Genomic DNA, 18348 nt, shown 5'->3' on the forward strand with positions numbered 1-18348 from the left:
GATTGAAATCACATGCAAGCGCGATTTTTACGCTATAACAAGCTCGGATAATGGCCGCAGAGACGGCTTCCGCGGATGGGATTTGGAGCAAATGATGCGAGGATTATTGTGGGGGCCGGCATGGCTGGCGCTAAGCTTGATGGCGGTTACGCCGGCGCAGGCCCAGTTTGGTGGGCTGCTGGGTAAGCTGAAGCCGCCATCGACCAGCAAGCAAAGCAGCGATGACGCGGGTGGCTGTCCCAAAGGCAAAAAAGGCAGCCGCGCCGGTCGCAATATTTTAGGCGGCGTATTGGGCAATGTGCTGGGCGATGTTGCGGGCAAGACCGGTTTTGGCAGTTATATCCCTACTGCCGATGTTGCCGGAACGCTGACCGACGCCATCGCATGTCGGCTCGACCCTGCCGAACAATTGCAAGCCGCCAATGCCACCGAAGCGGCGACGCGCGGCGAAGAGGTTGGATCGACGGCCAATTGGACGAGCGAAACCCGCGAGGGAGTCAGCGGAACTTCGACCGTAATCGCGCGCAACGACGAAGGCGGAGGGCGACGCTGTATGAACGTCAACGACGTTATTATCGTTGGCGGTGAAGAGACGACAGTGTCCAAGCGCATGTGCAAAGGTCCAGGTGAATCGCGTTATGTTCTGGCGGCCTGATCTTCGGCCATGGCGCAATGGCATAGCGGTGCTGACCATGGGGTTGGTGCTGGCAGGTGCGACGAAACCTGATCCTGCAAATCCGACTTGCCCGATCAATCCGGGCTGGTCGACAAATAGTACCATGGTTCTGACGCCCAAGAAAATCGGCAATCGTCTTGTCTTGTTGGCCGAAGGAAAAATCGATGCCGGTTTGCCGGATCGCATGGGAAAGATGCTCGCCAACAACCCCGATATAGGGGAGATATGGTTGTCCTCACCTGGGGGCCTCGCGCGGGCGGGAAACGCCACCGGGCGCATCATTCGGTCGCACCCCGGACTGGTTACCCGCGTTCCGAAAGGATGGGTGTGCTTTAGCGCCTGCAATTTTGTTTTCATGGGCGGCCAGTTGCGCGCGGTTGAACCCGGCGGCGTGTTCATGGTGCATATGTTCACCCGCACTGGTGACCGCAGTACCATCGACATGAGCGTCGCCCTAGGTACAGAAGCAACCACTGAACTGATTGGTGACATCGAACAGGATAGCGCGCTGCTGGCCAGCGAGGACAATGATTTTTTGATCCGCATGGGCGTATCGCGCAAATTGCTGACCGAGGTTATGTATCAGCAAAAGGCCGTGGCGGGGCAGGGGGACGACCGATCGACGCGGCGTTGCTTGACGCAGGCCGAGGTCCACAAATACAATGTCGCCAATATTGACGAGTGACCGGTCAGGAGAGAGCGATGAACGAGATGACCCACGCGCATGCGACATTCCGCAGCATGGATGAAAGTACACAGGAAGACTGGGCGATCATCGCCAAGGAGCAACAGCAATTTGCCCCGCAAAATGGCGCGCGCATTCTGGAACATCTGAAACTTTTGAGTGGCGATTATGGCGGCTTTCCGGTCGACCGGCTGGAGCATTGCCTGCAAACCGCGACACGCGCCCACCGCGATGGGCGTGACGAGGAATATATCGTGATGGCGCTGCTCCATGACATTGGCGATACGCTGGGTGCGTTCAATCACCCCGATGTTGCCGCGGCGATCCTCAAGCCCTTTTTGTCAGAAGAGAATCTGTGGATCGTCCAGCATCATGGCATTTTTCAAGGCTATTATTTTTTCCACCACCTCGGGCTGGATCGCAACATGCGCGACCAGTTTCGCGATCACCCCCATTTCAACGCCTGCGCCGAATTCTGTGAAAAATATGACGGTCCTGCCTTTGATGCCGATTATGACAGCGAGCCGCTGGAGTTTTTCGAGCCGATGGTGATGCGGCTATGTTCAAAGCCCAAGCAGAGCATTTACAAAAAAGCCTTGGAGCCTGCGCTCGCCGACGGCGAGTAAGCGACACGCCAGCCCCTCCCTGAAGGGAGGGGCTCGGCTTGGCCTCTTCCCACATAAGCGCGCACCTGCTAGGCGCCGCCGCCATGTCTGCATCCCAACCCGACCGCCGCACCTTTGCCATTATTTCGCACCCCGATGCGGGTAAGACGACGCTGACCGAAAAGCTGCTCGTTGCGGGCGGTGCGATCCATATCGCGGGCGCAGTCAAGGCACGCGGGCAGGCGCGACGCGCGCGATCAGACTGGATGAAGATCGAGCAACAGCGCGGAATTTCGGTCACATCGTCGGTGATGACGTTCGAACATGACGGGTTGATCTTCAACCTGCTCGACACTCCGGGACACGAAGATTTTTCCGAAGATACCTATCGCACCCTGACCGCTGTCGACAGCGCGGTGATGGTGATCGATGCCGCCAAGGGTATCGAGCCGCAGACGCTGAAATTGTTCGAAGTCTGCCGCTTGCGCTCGGTGCCGATCATCACCTTCATCAACAAGGTCGACCGCGAAGGCCTGCCACCGTTTGAATTGCTCGACGAGGTTGCCGACCGGCTGGCGCTCGATGTGTGTCCGATGAACTGGCCTGCGGGCATGGGCGGGCAGTTTGAAGGGATTTACGACCTGGTCGACCCCGCCATCATGCGGCCGGGCGGCGATGCGTCGCGGATGTATGAAGGCAACCGGACCGCTGTGGCTGGACTCGACGATCCCAAGCTGGCGGAGGTGCTGAGCGCCGACGGACTTGCGCGCCTGAAGGAAGAGACCGAGCTGGCGTCGGCCTGCTATGCCGATTTCGATGCGGCGGCCTATCGCCACGGCGATTTGACGCCGGTCTATTTCGGCTCGGCGCTCAAGGAATTTGGCGTGACCGATCTACTGGCGGCGCTGGGTGCGCATGCGCCCGGTCCACAGCCTCAACCCGCCGAACCCGCGCCGGTTCAGCCCGATGATGAAGCCGTCACCGGCTTTGTTTTCAAAGTGCAGGCGAATATGAACCCCGCGCACCGCGACCGTATCGCGTTCATGCGGCTGTGCTCGGGAAAATTTACACGCGGGATGCGCTTGATGCAGGGCGGAACCGGCAAAGCCATCGCCATCAGCCGCCCGATGCTGTTCCTCGCGCAGGACCGGGAAATGGCCGAGGAAGCCTTTCCCGGCGACATTATCGGCATTCCCAACCATGGCACGCTGCGCGTCGGCGATACTTTGTCCGAACGCAGCGATGTGACGATCACCGGCTTGCCCAATTTCGCACCCGAAGTGCTGCGCCGCGTCGCCCTGGTCGACCCGACGCAAACTAAAAAGCTGCGTAAAGCGCTCGACGATATGGCCGAGGAAGGGATCATCCAGGTCTTCTATCCCGAAATCGGGTCAAACATGATTGTCGGCGTTGTCGGGCAGCTGCAACTCGACGTGCTGATCAGCCGGCTGGAGGCCGAATATAAGGTCGAGGCCAAGCTGGAAGTCTCACCATGGGATACCGCGCGCTGGATTGCTTGCGACGATGCGGCGAAGCTCAAAGCCTTTCAGTCAGAGCATCGCGGCGCCAGTGCAACAGACCGCGATGGAGCGCCGGTGTTCATGGCGAAAGACGCGTGGGAACTGGGTTATGTGACCCAGCGCAATGCCGACATTCGCTTTACTGCGACCAAGGAGCGGCGGTTAAGCGCGTTGGCGGAATGAATTTGCGTTAGAGGAGACTCAGCAGGTCTTGCGGGACCTCGGTTTCAGCTGCGTTGGCCTGATACTCTTCGCCCTCAAACTTGCTTAGCGTCACACCCAGCAACCTGATTCCCAGCTCGGTCGGCAAGAGCGGTGCCAGTATGGCTTCGCCTGCCGCCAGCAAGGACGCTCCGTCGGATACGGGTAAAGGCAGCGATTTAGCCCGCGTGATCGTCTTGAAATCGGCATAGCGCAGTTTGAGCGTCACCGTCCGGCCTCGCGCGCCTTTCCTAACCGCCCGGTCCCACACCACGGTGCAGACATGCGCGAGCGCTTCACGGATTTCGCTATCAGTCATCAGGTCGTTGAAAAAGGTCCGCTCGCCGCCCAGCGATTTGAGGGGGCGGTTCGATTTGACGCGGCGATGGTCGATGCCGCGCGCCAGATTATACAGCCAGTCGGCGCTGTTGCCGAAATGCTCGACCAGCCAGCCGCGCTTCTGCGCGGCCAGATCGGCGCCTGAGTAAATCCCCAACCCCTCCATCTTGGCTGCCGTCACCGGTCCGATGCCGTGAAAGCGACGGATCGACAGTGTGGCTACAAAGGCCACGCCTTTGCCGGGCGGGATGACGGTCATGCCATCGGGCTTGTTCTGGTCCGACGCCAGCTTGGCGATGAACTTGTTATAGGAGACGCCGGCGGAGGCGGTGAGGCGGGTTTCGTCGAATATGCGCTGGCGGATCAGCCGCGCGGTGGCTGTGGCGCTGCCCAGTCCCGCTTTGTCAGCGCTGACATCCAGATAGGCTTCGTCGAGCGACAATGGCTCGACCTCGTCGGCATAGTCGCGAAATATGGCACGGATTTGCTGCGACACCTCGCGATAGGCGTCAAAACGCGGTGGAACAAAGATCAGCGAGGGGCATTGGCGCTTGGCGGTGACGCTGGGCATCGCAGATCGCACCCCGAATTTGCGCGCCTCATAGCTGGCCGCTGCGACCACACCGCGCCGTGATGATCCGCCCACCGCCACGGGTTTGTCGCGGAGTTCCGGATTGTCGCGCTGCTCAACCGACGCGAAAAAAGCGTCCATATCGACATGGATGATTTTGCGGCCAGCGGGTTCCCTCGCTGCTGCGTCGCTGTCTTCGGCCTCTTTCACCACGATTGTCTAGCATGTTGCCAACATGTTCTCAATCCACCTGCTTGACGCGCCGCCGAAAAACAGGCAATCGCCGCCAACCTTGGACATGCGGGTATAGCATAGTGGTAATGCTCTAGCCTTCCAAGCTAGCTAGGCGGGTTCGATTCCCGCTACCCGCTCCAAGGGCCTGTTTCAGGCCGTCCCAGAACATTTAATAATCTGAAAAAATGGCGGTATTCTGCCATTCATCGATTCGTGGGTTTTGCCCCGTTTCGGGGGCGCATCGGCACCTAGGAAGCGATTGAAAAACGGGTTGAGGCTGATTGTTTCCGGCTTGTCCATGGCCTTCTTCCCTTTGAGCGCGAAGATAACTTACCAATACTGGTTGACATATAAGTCCAAATTGCCACATATTGGCCTGACCAAAATGTTGAATCTCAATAAATCGCTGAAAAGGCGACGTTTAGGGGAGTGTTATGAAATATAAGTTCGCACTACTGGCCTCGGTTGGCATCGGAATGGTAACCACGCCTGCTTTGGGGCAAGAGGCAAAGGCTGGCGATAAGGGCGGCCTAGAAGAAATTATCGTTACAGCCCAGAAGCGCGAAGAGAATTTGCAGTCTGTTCCGGTATCGGTGACAGCTGTATCGGCCGAAGAGGTCAAGAATCAACGCATTGTTGATTTTACAGATTTGACGCGTGTGGCGCCGTCGCTGACATTGTCCGAAAGCACAACAGCACCAGCCAGCGCCATTGTTTTGCGCGGCATCGGAACCTTTGCCTTTTCAGTTGGTGTGGAGCCGAGCGTCGCGGTCATCGTAGACGATGTGGCGGTTGTGCAGCAGGCACAAGCCTTCAACAATCTGAGCGATGTCCAACGTATCGAAGTGTTGCGTGGGCCACAGGGGACGTTATTTGGCAAAAATGCTTCTGCCGGTGTTGTCAATATCGTAACCCAGGCGCCGTCGGCGAACTTTACCGCATCGGGTGAAGTTACAGGCACGACCGATGGTGAAATGCGTGTAGACGCCGCCATCTCCGGACCGGTGAGCGACAGCCTCGGATTTCGGTTGAACGGCTATTATGTCAATCGGGAAGGCAATGTCCGCAACCTGACAACGGGAACGTTGCTGAATGGCGAGAAAAGCTATGGCATTCGCGGCAAGGTCCGTTTCGAGCCGACAAGCAGGTTTAGCCTTACGCTGACCGGCGATTATTCTGTGCGCGACCAAAAGGGTACCGGCAGCACCCTGTTGTCATTGGATCCGGGTGTGAAGGTGTTCGGGATTGCCAGCATGCCGACGATCGCATCGACCCTGAAAGGCATCAAGCCGGGGCCGGGAAATTATCAAGCCCAACTTAGCGAAGATGCGCCGACGAGCAGCGAACAATTCAGCTTTAGCGCCCGTGCTGTGCTGGACCTTAGCCTGGGTAGCTTAATCTCGATCACAAGCTATCAGGACTGGCGCTACGACTTCCTTAATGACTTCGACAACACCGATAACGATATCCTTGCGCCATTGACTGGCAACACATTGCATGGCGGTATTGTCCAGGGCGGGCCTTATCACTCCAAACAGTTCACGCAGGAGCTGCGGCTCGTGTCAGGACCGGGGCCGTTGAAATATGTTGTTGGAGCCTATTATTCGGATTCGAGCACAACGCGCGCCTTTGACCGTCATCCGGCGCCTAGCCTGCTTTCGAATTGGCTGTCCGACACGGGTACGCGCAGTCTGGCCGCCTTCGCACAGGTTGATTATAGTTTGACCGACAGCACCCGGATAAGTGGTGGCGTACGCCTCAACAATGAACGGATTGACGTCAACTACGACAATCTTCTGCCCGGTGCCACGGTTTGCGCACCCAATGATGCGCTGTGCAATCAAAGCGCCCGTGACACTGTCGTGACGTGGAAAGCCGCCTTGCAACAAGATCTGTCCAGGCAGGTGATGGTTTTTGCGACCGTTGCAACCGGATATAAGGGGCAGGCCTATGACATTGTAACCGGCTTTTCACCGCGTCTGGCCGCCAACCCAGTTAAGCCGGAACATTCATGGGCCTATGAATTGGGGATCAAGAGTCGCTTTCTTGATAATCATGTGCAGTTGAACGCGACGGCTTTCTGGACCGACTATGATAATTTCCAGGCGCAATCGACGATTATCGACAGCACGACAAACCCGCCATCGTTACGCAACCAGCTGAATAATGTAGGTAAATTGCGGACTCGTGGTTTCGAGGGTGAGCTCTCGGTCAAGCCGTTGAGCTGGCTGCGTTTCGATGCTTCGGCCGCCTATACCGACGCTGAAATCAGATCCTTCCCGCTGGGGAATTGCTATGCTGGGCTTCAAGTCGGCATGTTGGGTTGCCAGTTTTTGGTCGTCGATGGTGTCCCCACGACCACAAAGGTTCGCGACCTTGCCGGGGAACAATTGTCGAATTCGCCGAAGTTCAAATATACGCTGGGTGCATCCGCTGATTTTCCGATCGGCGATATGACAGGCGGGTTCAACCTGAATTACCAGCATCAAAGCAAAGTGAACTTTGACCTTTATCGCAACCCGCTGACGGTTCAGCCCGCCTATGGCATTATGAATGCTTCGGTCCGGCTGACAACTGCGGGGGAAGGGCCGCGCGCTCAGTTCACGCTGTTTGTCAACAATCTGTTCGACAAACATTATGCATCGAGCATCGGCGACAGTTTCTCGAATGGCCATGCCTTGCGCCAAGTGCTGAGCCGGAATTCCGAACGCTACTTCGGGATCAAGGCACGTTTTGAATATTAATCGAGCAGATTGAGTTCCTTCACCAAGAATGGCCAGACGCTCAACGGAGTATCTGGCCATTCTTTTGTCAGTTAAACAAGTTGCGGCGGTTATTGCGCGGCTCGGCTAACCTCTTCCGGTCAGTGAGGCGAGCCCGTTCCCGTGTGGAGGTCGATGCCCTCCTGCTGTAACAGTTGCGCCCAACCGCCGAGACGGTCAGACCGCTCGCCCTCTGCCATTATAGGTTGCATGCGTTCATAGTGCGGCAGCATGACCGAGGCTTCGTCCAGATTGGTGAGTAGGCCCGCGCCGATGGCCGCTAACATCGCGGCGCCTCTTGCGGTGGTTTCAACATCGGAGGGCCGTTCAACGGGAATGTGCAGGATATTGGCGAGATCCTGCGACAGCCAATTGTTCGCGCTCATGCCGCCGTCGACTCTGAGCTTTCGCCATGGCGCGCGGTCCGCAGCAAAAGCCTGCATCAAATCAAAACATTGATGGGAGAGCGATTCCAGCGCAGCACGCACAACATGGGTGTGATTGGAGTTGAAGGTCAAGCCGGCAATTTTTGCGGTCGCCTGTGGTCGCCAATAAGGCGCGCCCAGCCCCACCAAAGCTGGAAGGATATGCACCCCACCATTATCTTTGACCGTGCCAGCAATCGTGTCGGTATCTGCGGCATTGTCAATGATGCCAAGTCCGTCCCTCAACCATTTCACCAGACTGCCGGCGGCGAATATCGAACCTTCAAGGGCGTAATAGCGCTGGCCGTCCAGTTGGCAGGCGATAGTCGCGATCAGCCTGTGGGTGGACAGCGGGCGCGTCGTGCCGGCACAGCTCAGAATGAAAGCGCCAGTGCCGAAAGTGGCCTTGGTATCGCCAGGCGCTGTGCATCCCTGTCCGATCAAGGCAGCTTGTTGGTCCCCGACAAGGCCGCAAATCGATATGGGTTGGCCAAAGAGCTCGGGTATTGTTTCGCCAAATGCGCCTGCACAATCGACGATCTGAGGCAGGCTTCTTTCCGTTATTCCCATCAGACTGCACAAGCCGGAATCCCATTGACCGGTTTCCAGATTCATTAATTGCGTCCGGCTGGCGTTGCTCGCATCGGTTATGTGTCGGCCACCGGTCAGCTTCCAAACCAGCCAGCTTTCAATGGTGCCAAAGGCCAGGGCATCTCCGATTTCCTTGGCCCGTGGGACATTGTTGAGGATCCAGCGCATCTTTGTCGCGGAAAAATAGGGATCAATCAAAAGCCCAGTTCGCTCTTGTAGATGCTCCTCCATCCCTGCCTCACGTAACTCGATGCAATAGTCGGCTGTGCGTCTGTCCTGCCAAACGATTGCGGGACAGATGGGCATGCCGCTACGCTTGTCCCATGCGACGATGGTTTCGCGCTGATTGGTGATTCCGATCGCTGCGATCGCGTCGCATCCACTCGACCGGTCGATAATTTGCCGGGCACAGGCAAGCGAGGCGCGCCATATCTCGTCGGCATCATGTTCGACCCACCCGGGTCGGGGAAAGTGTTGTTCAAGATCGGCACGTGCCGTGTCGAGGCAAAGACCGGAGCGATCATAGAGCATGGCGCGGGTACAGGTGGTTCCTTCGTCCAGAACCAGCAGATGTTCCCCGCTCATTTGCCGGCTCCTTTCTGTGCCTGCTCGCTGTCCTTCAAGTAGTGGCCTAGCGCCTCCAACTGGTCTGACGTCATTCTGAGGCCAAGCTTGGACCGTCTCCACACAATGTCTTCCACTGTCACGGCCCATTCGCGCGTGACTAAGTAATCGACTTCGGTCTGGGTCAAGCCATGGCCGAAGTGCAGTCCTAGATCCTCGAGTGTCGCAGCGTTGCCAAGCCAGTTCCTAGCGAGAGTTCCATAAGCCTTGACCAGCCGGTCAACCCATTCCGGCAACAGGAACGGATAGGTTTGTGAATAGGACTGCATCAGCACCGATGCGCAATCCTTGGGGAAATCTCCTCCGGGTAAGGGTGTGGTCGCCGTCCAATCATCGCTGCGTACTGCGGGCAGCCATGGGCGCAATTTGGCAACGGCTTCTTTCGCCAAATGTCGGTACGTTGTTATTTTTCCGCCGAACACAGACAGAAGGACGGGATGGCCAACTTCACCATCGATTTCAAAACCATAACCGCGCGTCGCGGCTTCGGGTCTTCCAGATCCGTCGTCGATCAGAGGGCGAATCCCCGAATAGGACCAGTGCACATCGTCGGGTGTTATTTGCCGTTTGAAATATTGGTTTGCTCCATCGCATAAATAGGCAATTTCCTCTGCGCTTGCTTGCGCCTTAAGCTGTGGATCGGTTTGATCGCTATCGGTGGTGCCGATTAGCGTGAAATCGCGTTCATAGGGTATTGCAAAGAAAATGCGCCCGTCAGGTAGCTGAAAAAAATAGGCGCTCGCTGTGTCAAAAAGACTTTTGACCACGATATGCGACCCGCGGACCAAACGCATCTTGTGTGACGAATGCTGTTGGGCTCGACCCAGAACATCCAAAACGGCCGGCCCGGCGGCATTGACCACCGCGCGCGCCTGAAACATATGCTTTCCATGACGTCCGCTGTTGGTGGCAATCGTCCAATGGTCTCCAGTTCGATCGAGTTGTGTCACTTCGGTGCGTGTCATGATGGTGGCACCGCAATTTGCCGCGTCGCGGGCATTGAGAACAACCAGCCGCGCATCGTCGACCCATGCGTCGGAATAAGCATAGCCATGCTTGAACTGGTCATGCAGCGGGGTGCCGACCGGATCGGTCGTTAAATCGATTGCCGTTGTCGAGGGGAGCGCCTTTCTCCCGCCGATATGATCATATAAGAACAGGCCGAGACGAAGCAGCCAGCGCGGGCGCAACCCTTTGCGGTGGGGGAGGACAAAACGAAGCGGGCGGATGATATGCGGTGCAATAGCCCATAATCTCTCGCGCTCGCTAAGTGCCTCACGTACCAGTGAAAACTCATAATGCTCTAGATAACGCAGCCCGCCATGGATGAGTTTGGTTGAGGCGGAGGATGTTCCACTCGCCAGATCGTCGCGCTCCAGCAAGACTGTATTAACGCCGCGACCAGCAAGATCGCGCGCGATTCCGCACCCGTTTACGCCACCGCCAATGACCGCGACGTCGAACATCATTTTCTCATGATCAACCATGTTTGGCTGGCCCCGTTCGACAAGGAGCTTGAAGCACGGGATGCCGCGTGTCTCTTTCTACTCCACAGGTTCTGGTCATCGTCATATGCGATCCTTTTAGGTGTGCCGTTCGTTGGATTGGGAACCGGTGCTCGCCATGCACCACCTGTGAAAGGTCACATTATATTGGCCAAGCCATATGTCAATAATTGGACAGGCCAAAATATATGATCAAACATAGCCTGACGCGATGGCGATTTTGAGGAGGCTGATGGTGGATCGTTAAATTTCGCTAAAATTAGATGTAGTTCGCTACCGTCTTGCGCTGGAAATTCAATTATCTCTTGTGTACACACTATGAACTGGTCATACCAGTCATTCACTTAAGTGCCACGAGTGCAGGAGAATGAATATGGGAATCGCGCTAAGGCTGCCGGTGAATAGCCGAGCGCGTCCCGAGAGGGAAGCCACGAAAAGCGCGAGTCTCTTCCGGGCTGCCAAGTCGCTTCATCTGCAAGCCGCGCGCCAAATAAAGTGCGCGTCATGACAAAAATTCGCAATCTGCGCTGGTATATCGTCGGCCTCATTTGTCTCGGCACGATCATGAACTATCTTGCCCGCAACTCGCTGGCTGTTCTTGCCCCTGAGTTGAAAGCCGAACTTGGCTTCACTACCGAGCAATATAGCTATGTGGTTGGCGCTTTTCAGCTCACCTATACGGTGATGCAGCCCGTCTGTGGCTGGATTATCGATCATATCGGGCTGCGAGTCGGTTTTGCCTTGTTCGCCATAGCTTGGTCCGTCGCCAATATGCTGCATGCATTTGCCGCTGGCTGGCCATCGCTGGCATTTTTTAGAGGACTGCTTGGGCTGAGCGAGGCTGCGGCTATTCCGGCGGGGATCAAGGCGATTTCAGAATGGTTCCCGGCTCGTGAACGTTCTGTTGCCGTTGGGTATTTCAATGTCGGCACGTCCCTTGGCGCGTTGCTGGCTCCGCCGATTGTTATCGGATTAAGTCTTGCATTCAACTGGCGCATTGCCTTTGCCGCGACGGGAATGATCGGTGTTGCATGGGCCGGTCTTTGGTATGCATTTTACCGCCATCCCAATGAACATCCCGCGATTACTCTAGAAGAACGGAGCATGATCGCCGCCGATGTGAATGCGCAGCCTGCAGCGTCGGCCAGCATGTCGGCACTTGTCCGCACGCGCCGTTTCTGGGTGCTTGCCGGCCCACGTTTCCTGATCGAACCGGCGTGGCAGACCTTTAGTTTCTGGATACCTCTTTATCTGGCTACTGAGCGCGGGATGGACCTGAAGACCATTGCGATGTTTGCATGGCTTCCGTTTCTTGCAGCGGATCTTGGTGGCATCGTCGGAGGCTATATCTCTCCCTTTTTCATGAAGCATTTCAACTCCAGCGTCGTGGCGTCCCGTATTCAGGGGTTCGCGCTCGCGTCGCTGCTGATGATTGCACCGGCATGTATCGGCTTGGCCGCTAGCCCGTTTATGGCGATTGCGCTGTTCTGCGTTGGCGGCTTTGCGCATCAGATTCTTAGCGTGCTGGTGAATACGCTGACGGCGGATGTATTCAGCAGCGGAGAGGTCGGAACCGCAAACGGGCTGGTGGGCATGGCCGGATGGACCGGCGGTCTGATCTTCTCGCTCGCGGTGGGGCAACTTGCAGATGGTATAGGTTATGCGCCTCTGTTCGCTGCGCTGGGTGTGTTCGATATTGTTGCAGGTGTGATTTTGATGCTGAACCTTCGTTATCTGGTGCGTACGTCATGAGGACAGCGACTCTCGATAATCCGCCGCTTTTTCGCGTCGCTGACGAGCGGCGAGGCCATATCGTCCTTGAATCCGACACAGGTGCTGTTGCGCACCTAGTGGTAGCCGAAAATGATATCATGCGGCTGCTCTTGCTCGCCGATGGATGCGTGACCAGCCCGCCAAGCTGGGCCATCGCACCGGGGGCCGAAGATATTGACGAACCCGGCCGTGACCGCTTATCGCTCGAAGGCTTTTCCTGCCCGTCCTTCACTTCAACACTACTTGACGGAGTATTGCTGATCGCCACAACGCAAATGCGCGTGTCGATCCGGTTGCATGGCTTGTTTTGCCACTGGGAGCAGCGTGTGGATCAAGAATGGCGCACGATGCAGCAGGACCGCCCGACCCAAAGCTGGAATTTCGGTTGGTGGGATGCCCGCGCGCATCACTATGTTGCCCGGCAATCTGGAGAGAGGTTTTACGGGTTGGGTGAGAAGACCGGCTCTTTGAATCGGGCCGGACGCCGCTTTCGGATGCTGGCGCTCGATCCGATGGGCTATGACGCAGAGCGGACCGATCCTTTATATAAATCGATCAACTATCTGCTGACGGCGCAGTCAGACGGCACGTGTCATGGCAGTTTTTACGATAGCGTCGCCGAAGCCAGCTTTGACCTTGGTGAAGAGCTCGATAATTATCACGGACCCTATCGGCATTTTGCCGCAGAGGCCGGGGACATTGATCTGTGGATGATCTCTGGACCATCGCCGGCTGCCGTTACCCAGCGTTTCACTTGGTTGACCGGCAAGCCGGCCAGCACGCCGGAATGGGCATTGTCCTACTCCGGTTCCACCATGCATTATACTGACCATCCGCAGGCGCAGGTTCAGATGGACCGGTTTCTAGAGGCAATTGCGGAGCACCACATTCCGTGTAAATCTTTTCATCTGTCGTCGGGATACACGTCGATCGGCGACAAGCGGTACGTCTTTCACTGGAACCGGGAAAAATTTCCCGATCCAGCCGAGTTTGCCGCGCGATATGCCGACCATGGAGTCCGGCTGATTGCCAATATCAAGCCTGCCTTGCTGGTTAGTCACCCGCTGTTCGCAGAGGCCGCCGCGTCCAATCTGTTCATCCGTAACGCCGATGGCGGACCCTTGTTATGCCAGTTTTGGGATGATCTGGGCTCATATTTGGACTTCACCAATCCGGCGACCGCTGATTGGTGGCACGACCAAGTCATCACGCAGCTTCTTGATGTCGGGATTACTGCGACATGGAATGACAATAATGAATATGAGATATGGGATAGTAAGGCCACAATATACGGCTTTGGCCAAGGCGGTACAGCGATTGCGTCTAGGCCATTACAACCGCTCTTGATGGCGCGCGCGTCGCGCCATGCGCAGATCGCACATAAACCTGACGAGACGCCCTATGTCGTTACCCGGTCTGGCGGGGCGGGGTTGCACCGTTATGCCCAGACATGGACAGGCGACAACCGAACCAATTGGGCCAGCCTGAAATGGAATATTCAGACCGCGCTTGGCCTTGCCTTGTCGGGCGTGTCCAATATCGGCCATGATGTTGGCGGCTTTGCCGGTCCGGCTCCCGATCCTGAGCTTTTTCTCCGATGGATACAGGCGGGCGTTACCTTGCCCCGCTTTAGTATTCACAGCTGGAATGACGACGGCACAGTCAACGAGCCTTGGATGTATCCCGAGATATTGCCGACGGTCCGAAAGCTGATGCAATTGCGTGAGGCCATAGTGCCGGTGCTCGCCGAATTGCTAGACGATTACAGGGAGAACTATGCTCCTGTTCTGCGTCCTATTTGGTATCAGTATCCCGATGCGCCAGATCTTTGGTCAGATAGCGACGCTTTCTTGCTTGGTGATCATATATTGGTGGCACCTGTCACTGCAGCAGGAGTCACTTGTGCTACCGTCTCGCTGCCGCCTGCGGGGCAGTGGATGGATTTGCGGTCGGGGGATAATGTCAGCGGAACCGTGGTAACTGTTCCAGCGGCCCTCGATGCTCCTCCGGCCATTCTTGTGCGCACCGATGGCTTGGTTATGTCACCTGCACTTTCTGGCCTGCAAGAAGCGCTTGCTAATTGGTGAGGACTAGGGGCCCGCCGCGACGGCCCTGTTCAAGAGCGTCAGATTGGCTGGTGTGGCCGTCCACGCGCGCTCAAAAAGCCCATTCGTGCCAAAGAGTGCGGACGCTATTCCAGCGGATCCTGCCGTCGACCATGTTGCGCGCAACGAATCGGCCATCGGGTCGTCGACCGTGAATTGATCACCGCGGATATAGCGAATCCATGCTGCCAAAGCCGTGGTGATGGCAGGGCATTTCTGGTCATGTTTCTGATGCCAGGCCAGCGTTTCAAGCCAGCGTTGGGGAATCTTTTGACTGCCATCCATCGCGATCTGGGCCAAGCTATGTTCCAGCGCGGGATTGTGGAAGCGCTCGACTAGCGCGGTGGCATAATCCGCCAGATTCTGACCCGATGCGGGTTCAAAGCTGGCGGCGGCCTCGACCCGCAGCAACCTGTCGATAATCGGCGATAGCGTTGGGTCGGCGATAGCCTGATGGACATAGCTGTGTCCGCGTTCGAGGCCTAGATAGGCAAGCGCGGAATGTGCACCATTCAACAAGCGTAACTTGGCCGTTTCATAGGCATGGACATTGGCGGTGAATTGCGCGCCCGCCATTTCCCAGCGCGGACGGGGCCCTGCAAATTGATCCTGGATAACCCACTGGGAAAAGGGCTCGGTCACGACAGCCGCTTTATCGCACACGTCAATGGACGCCGCAATCTGGTCGCGTTCCTTGTTGGTGGTTGCAGGAACGATGCGGTCGACCATTGTCGATGGGCATCTGCACTCGGCGACGAACCAGCTTGCCAATGTCGGTGCATGGCGGTCGATATATTGACCGAGCAAGAAGGCAAGCTGTTCGCCATTGCCTGCTAGGTTGTCGCAACTGATCAAAGTAACACCAGAATGTCCAGCCCTTTGGCGTTGGACCAACCCGGCGATGAGCAGAGGATAGACAGAATTTTCATCGGCCGCGTCAACGTCAAGGCTGCCATCTGCGGCGCGGCAATATCCTTTTTCCGTGATGGTAAAACTGATGATATGCGTTGTTGGAAGCGCAATAGCGTCAATGATTTTTGCGGCGGATTCGCGCGCTACCAATATCTTCTGCACAGCACCGATTAGGCGAGTGGTGTTTCCTGAACGTGATCGTTCGGTGATCGTATAGAAGCCGTCCTGCGGGTTCATCTGGTGCGCGACCCCGGCCGAACGCATCGATACGCCGGTGATACCCCAGTCGCGATCGCCGCCGTTCATTGCGCTGTCGGTATAATATGCCTGATGCGCGCGATGAAAAGCGCCGATCCCGATGTGCAAAATGCCGCATGCTTGGACGCTGCGGTCATAGTGCGGGCGCATGACTGTATCGGGCAGAGTGAGGATTGAGGCTGACGATAGTCTCATAATTTATAAGCTTGCTTCGCCAATGCATATGCCAGATCAACCGCGACTTCTGCGGCTTCCCAGTCTTCCATTCGATGTTCGGTCACCAGCGCGGCCAGAAATCCGCAATCGATCCGTCGGGCCAGGTCATGGCGGGCGGGAATTGACAGAAAGGCGCGGGTGTCATCGTTAAAGCCCACGCTGTTATAGAATCCGGCGGTTTCTACGGTTTGTGACCGAAATCTGCGCATACCTTCCGGACTGTCATGGAACCACCACGCAGGCCCGAGCCTGAGTGCTGGATAATGGCCGGCAAGCGGTGCGAGTTCGCGAGAATATGCGGTCTCGTCGAGCGTGAAGATGATGATGCTGAGGCCGGGATGATTGCCGTAACGCGCAAGCAATGGCCGCAGTGCTTGGACATATTCGGTACGCATGGGAATATCTGCACCCTTGTCGCGCCCGAACTTGGCAAAGAGGGAGGGGTTGTGATTGCGGTAAGAGCCCGGATGAATCTGCATCACCAGACCGTCATCAATGCTCATCGCAGCCATTTCGGTCAGCATATGAGCGCGGAACATTTCAGCGTCGGCTGCCTGTGCCTTGCCGCCTGTTACCCGCCCGAACAATTGCTCGGCCTCTGCATAGGTCAGATCGGCGGTATTGGCTGTCGGATGGCCATGATCGGTCGATGTAGCACCCATTTTTGCAAAAAAGGCGCGGCGGTTTCTGTGTGCTGAAAGATAGCCGCTATAGGAAAACGCATCTTCGCCTGTCAGATCCGAAAGGGCGCGAAGATTATCGCTAAACCCTTCATACTCGGGGTCGATGACCGGGTCGGGCCGATAGGCAGTTATGATGCGCCCCTGCCAGCCGCTGTCACGAATGGACTGGTGATGCCGCAGCGAATCGAGCGGGGATTCGGTCGTCGCCAGAACTTCGATGTTAAAACGGTCGAACAGCGCCCGCGGACGAAATGCATCGGTTGCTAGCGCCTCGGTAATCCGGTCAAAATAAAGGTCTGCGGTGGCGGATTCCAGCTGTACGTCGATACCAAAGACTTCGGCGAATACCCAGTCGAGCCAGATGCGCGAGGGCGTCCCGCGGAATAGATGATAATTATCGGTGAACAAGGCCCAGGCCCTTCTCGGGTCCGCCCCCGATCCGCCGATTCCCAAATTCTCGAGCGCAATGCCCTGACTATACAGCATCCGGAACACATAATGGTCCGGCGTCAGTAGCATTTCGCTGGCATTGGTAAAATGGGCGTTGGTCGCAAACCATTTTGGGTCTGTGTGGCCATGTGGACTGATGATCGGCAATTCGGCGACGTTGGCATATAATTGCCGCGCGAGCCGGCGTGTGTCGGGATCGACCGGGAACAAACGGTCGGGGTGAAGCAGCAAGGGGCGCGGCATGCTACATCCAGCCGTGATTGTGGCCGAAGCCAACCAGAAGATCCGGCCATACGGAAACCGGAAGGCCCTTGGTCAGACGCAGGCCGAAGCCATGGCCTCCCTTTTCAAACAAATGTGTTTCAACGGGGATTCCATTCTCTTTTAACGCCGCGCGGAGAGCGAGCGCATTGGCCGGCGCAACGGCTGGGTCATCCTCAGCCAATGCCATAAAATGCGGCGGCGAATCTGCTGTTACATGTCGGTAGGGCGCGTGAATTCGTGTTTGTTCCAACGTCACGCCCTTGCCAAAGGCATGCTCTATGTCCCCGCTCGCCTCTGCCAGCTTGTCGATCAGGATCAGCGGATAGATGGGCGCGGCGATAAAAGGCTTGGCTGACAGTGTATCGGCAGAATCGACCGGGGTATAAGTTTTGCGCGCATATTGGGCTGCCAGATCAGCGCACAAATGCCCTCCCGCCGAATATCCGAGCGCAGCGACGCGATTAGGATCAATGCTGAATTCATGGGCTCGCGAACGGATTATCCGCATGGCGCGTTGGGCATCTGCCAGCGGCGCGTCCAGTCCTGATGGCCAACCCTCTGGTGGCAGACGATAGAAGAGGACGAACGCCGTTACGCCCCGTTCTGCCAACCATTGGCCAAGCTCATAGCCTTCTTTATCCATCACAATGTAGCGATAGCCGCCGCCCGGCATGATCAGCATGGAGGCACCATTGGGATTGTCGGGACGAAACACAGCCATGTCGGGGTGTGCGATACCCCTGCGGGATCTGTCACGAACGTCCAGGTTTTTTGAACGTTCGAGGATTTGTGCCTTGATTGGCGCAAGGGACTGTTCCGGCGCGCCATCGGGCCAAAGCGCAATATGCTGCGGATCGCTGACACTGGTTGCCTGGGCAAGCACCGACTGGGGAAGGCTGGCGGCCAACCCTGCTGTCAAAAGAAGAGAGCGGCGATCCATCATGGTCGC

14 protein-coding genes and 1 tRNA gene are annotated in these 18348 nt (G+C 56.8%); 8 read left to right on the top strand and 7 right to left on the bottom strand.

Annotated elements, in window-relative coordinates:
- Nucleotides 1–91: 91 nt before the first annotated feature.
- The 4 genes from ACR3XE_RS07735 to ACR3XE_RS07750 all read left to right on the top strand — a co-directional run bounded on the left by ACR3XE_RS07735 (nt 92) and on the right by ACR3XE_RS07750 (nt 3669).
- Complete coding sequence (locus ACR3XE_RS07735) at nt 92–655, top strand: hypothetical protein (protein WP_473698210.1); 564 nt, start codon at nt 92–94, stop codon at nt 653–655.
- Nucleotides 639–1361 carry a COG3904 family protein gene (locus ACR3XE_RS07740; RefSeq protein ID WP_473698209.1) on the top strand — a complete coding sequence of 241 codons (723 nt, stop codon included), beginning with the start codon at nt 639–641 and terminating at the stop codon, nt 1359–1361. Before ACR3XE_RS07735 ends, ACR3XE_RS07740 begins: the two co-directional genes overlap by 17 nt.
- Nucleotides 1362–1378: 17 nt before the next feature.
- Nucleotides 1379–1987, top strand: coding sequence for an HD domain-containing protein (locus tag ACR3XE_RS07745; RefSeq protein WP_473698208.1), 609 nt, complete (start codon nt 1379–1381; stop codon nt 1985–1987).
- A gap of 83 nt (nt 1988–2070) precedes the next feature.
- Nucleotides 2071–3669 carry a peptide chain release factor 3 gene (locus ACR3XE_RS07750; RefSeq protein WP_473698207.1) on the top strand — a complete coding sequence of 533 codons (1599 nt, stop codon included), beginning with the start codon at nt 2071–2073 and terminating at the stop codon, nt 3667–3669.
- Between the two features lie 7 nt (nt 3670–3676).
- Here ACR3XE_RS07750 and dinB read toward each other — a convergent pair whose 3' ends face one another.
- Nucleotides 3677–4807, bottom strand: coding sequence for a DNA polymerase IV (gene dinB, locus ACR3XE_RS07755; RefSeq protein WP_473698206.1), 1131 nt, complete (start codon nt 4805–4807; stop codon nt 3677–3679).
- Nucleotides 4808–4897: 90 nt separating this feature from the next.
- Between dinB and ACR3XE_RS07760 the strand changes: the two genes are divergently transcribed.
- Nucleotides 4898–4971, top strand: a tRNA-Gly gene (locus tag ACR3XE_RS07760).
- 10 nt (nt 4972–4981) lie between these two features.
- Here the strand turns inward: ACR3XE_RS07760 and ACR3XE_RS07765 are convergent.
- The gene (locus tag ACR3XE_RS07765) at nt 4982–5131 is read right to left on the bottom strand and encodes a hypothetical protein (RefSeq protein ID WP_486185625.1); all 150 of its coding nucleotides are present in this window, start codon (nt 5129–5131) and stop codon (nt 4982–4984) included.
- A 134-nt stretch (nt 5132–5265) separates the two neighbouring features.
- Here ACR3XE_RS07765 and ACR3XE_RS07770 point away from each other — a divergent pair, with 134 nt between their 5' ends.
- Nucleotides 5266–7575: a TonB-dependent receptor gene (locus tag ACR3XE_RS07770; RefSeq protein WP_486185626.1), complete on the top strand. Its 2310-nt coding sequence runs from the start codon at nt 5266–5268 to the stop codon at nt 7573–7575.
- Nucleotides 7576–7694: 119 nt separating this feature from the next.
- Here ACR3XE_RS07770 and ACR3XE_RS07775 read toward each other — a convergent pair whose 3' ends face one another.
- Nucleotides 7695–9194, bottom strand: a complete 1500-nt coding sequence (locus ACR3XE_RS07775; protein ID WP_473700336.1) for an FGGY family carbohydrate kinase — start codon at nt 9192–9194, stop codon at nt 7695–7697.
- Nucleotides 9191–10720 (bottom strand): glycerol-3-phosphate dehydrogenase, encoded by a 1530-nt coding sequence (locus ACR3XE_RS07780; protein ID WP_473698202.1) that lies wholly within the window; start codon nt 10718–10720, stop codon nt 9191–9193. The genes ACR3XE_RS07775 and ACR3XE_RS07780 overlap by 4 nt, the downstream gene beginning before the upstream one ends.
- Nucleotides 10721–11242: 522 nt before the next feature.
- Between ACR3XE_RS07780 and ACR3XE_RS07785 the strand changes: the two genes are divergently transcribed.
- The gene (locus ACR3XE_RS07785) at nt 11243–12490 is read left to right on the top strand and encodes an MFS transporter (RefSeq protein ID WP_486185627.1); all 1248 of its coding nucleotides are present in this window, start codon (nt 11243–11245) and stop codon (nt 12488–12490) included.
- The gene (locus ACR3XE_RS07790; protein WP_473698201.1) at nt 12487–14598 is read left to right on the top strand and encodes a glycoside hydrolase family 31 protein; all 2112 of its coding nucleotides are present in this window, start codon (nt 12487–12489) and stop codon (nt 14596–14598) included. The genes ACR3XE_RS07785 and ACR3XE_RS07790 overlap by 4 nt, the downstream gene beginning before the upstream one ends.
- A gap of 3 nt (nt 14599–14601) precedes the next feature.
- Here the strand turns inward: ACR3XE_RS07790 and ACR3XE_RS07795 are convergent, their stop codons facing one another.
- Genes ACR3XE_RS07795 through ACR3XE_RS07805 form a run of 3 tightly spaced genes read right to left on the bottom strand, consistent with a single transcriptional unit; the run spans nt 14602 to nt 18342 of the window.
- On the bottom strand, nt 14602–15981 hold the full coding sequence (locus tag ACR3XE_RS07795) for a mannitol dehydrogenase family protein (RefSeq protein ID WP_473698200.1): 1380 nt from the start codon (nt 15979–15981) through the stop codon (nt 14602–14604).
- Nucleotides 15978–17378, bottom strand: coding sequence for a glucuronate isomerase (gene uxaC / locus ACR3XE_RS07800; protein WP_473698199.1), 1401 nt, complete (start codon nt 17376–17378; stop codon nt 15978–15980). Before uxaC ends, ACR3XE_RS07795 begins: the two co-directional genes overlap by 4 nt.
- 1 nt (nt 17379) lies before the next feature.
- Entirely contained in the window at nt 17380–18342 is a 963-nt protein-coding gene (locus ACR3XE_RS07805; RefSeq protein WP_473698198.1) for an alpha/beta hydrolase, read from the bottom strand.
- Nucleotides 18343–18348 lie beyond the last annotated feature (6 nt).

The organism is Sphingopyxis sp. 10G20-10 (genome assembly GCF_057365075.1).

Bases quoted from the DNA above. Each gene is read 5' to 3' on its own strand.
- ACR3XE_RS07785 (WP_486185627.1), top strand. From the start codon at position 11,243: ATGACAAAAATTCGCAATCTGCGCTGGTATATCGTCGGCCTCATTTGT.
- ACR3XE_RS07795 (WP_473698200.1), bottom strand. From the start codon at position 15,981: ATGAGACTATCGTCAGCCTCAATCCTCACTCTGCCCGATACAGTCATG.
- ACR3XE_RS07750 (WP_473698207.1), top strand. From the start codon at position 2,071: ATGTCTGCATCCCAACCCGACCGCCGCACCTTTGCCATTATTTCGCAC.
- ACR3XE_RS07765 (WP_486185625.1), bottom strand. From the start codon at position 5,131: ATGGACAAGCCGGAAACAATCAGCCTCAACCCGTTTTTCAATCGCTTC.
- ACR3XE_RS07745 (WP_473698208.1), top strand. From the start codon at position 1,379: ATGAACGAGATGACCCACGCGCATGCGACATTCCGCAGCATGGATGAA.
- ACR3XE_RS07740 (WP_473698209.1), top strand. From the start codon at position 639: ATGTTCTGGCGGCCTGATCTTCGGCCATGGCGCAATGGCATAGCGGTG.
- ACR3XE_RS07790 (WP_473698201.1), top strand. From the start codon at position 12,487: ATGAGGACAGCGACTCTCGATAATCCGCCGCTTTTTCGCGTCGCTGAC.
- uxaC (WP_473698199.1), bottom strand. From the start codon at position 17,378: ATGCCGCGCCCCTTGCTGCTTCACCCCGACCGTTTGTTCCCGGTCGAT.
- ACR3XE_RS07735 (WP_473698210.1), top strand. From the start codon at position 92: ATGATGCGAGGATTATTGTGGGGGCCGGCATGGCTGGCGCTAAGCTTG.
- ACR3XE_RS07775 (WP_473700336.1), bottom strand. From the start codon at position 9,194: ATGAGCGGGGAACATCTGCTGGTTCTGGACGAAGGAACCACCTGTACC.
- ACR3XE_RS07805 (WP_473698198.1), bottom strand. From the start codon at position 18,342: ATGATGGATCGCCGCTCTCTTCTTTTGACAGCAGGGTTGGCCGCCAGC.
- ACR3XE_RS07780 (WP_473698202.1), bottom strand. From the start codon at position 10,720: ATGGTTGATCATGAGAAAATGATGTTCGACGTCGCGGTCATTGGCGGT.
- ACR3XE_RS07770 (WP_486185626.1), top strand. From the start codon at position 5,266: ATGAAATATAAGTTCGCACTACTGGCCTCGGTTGGCATCGGAATGGTA.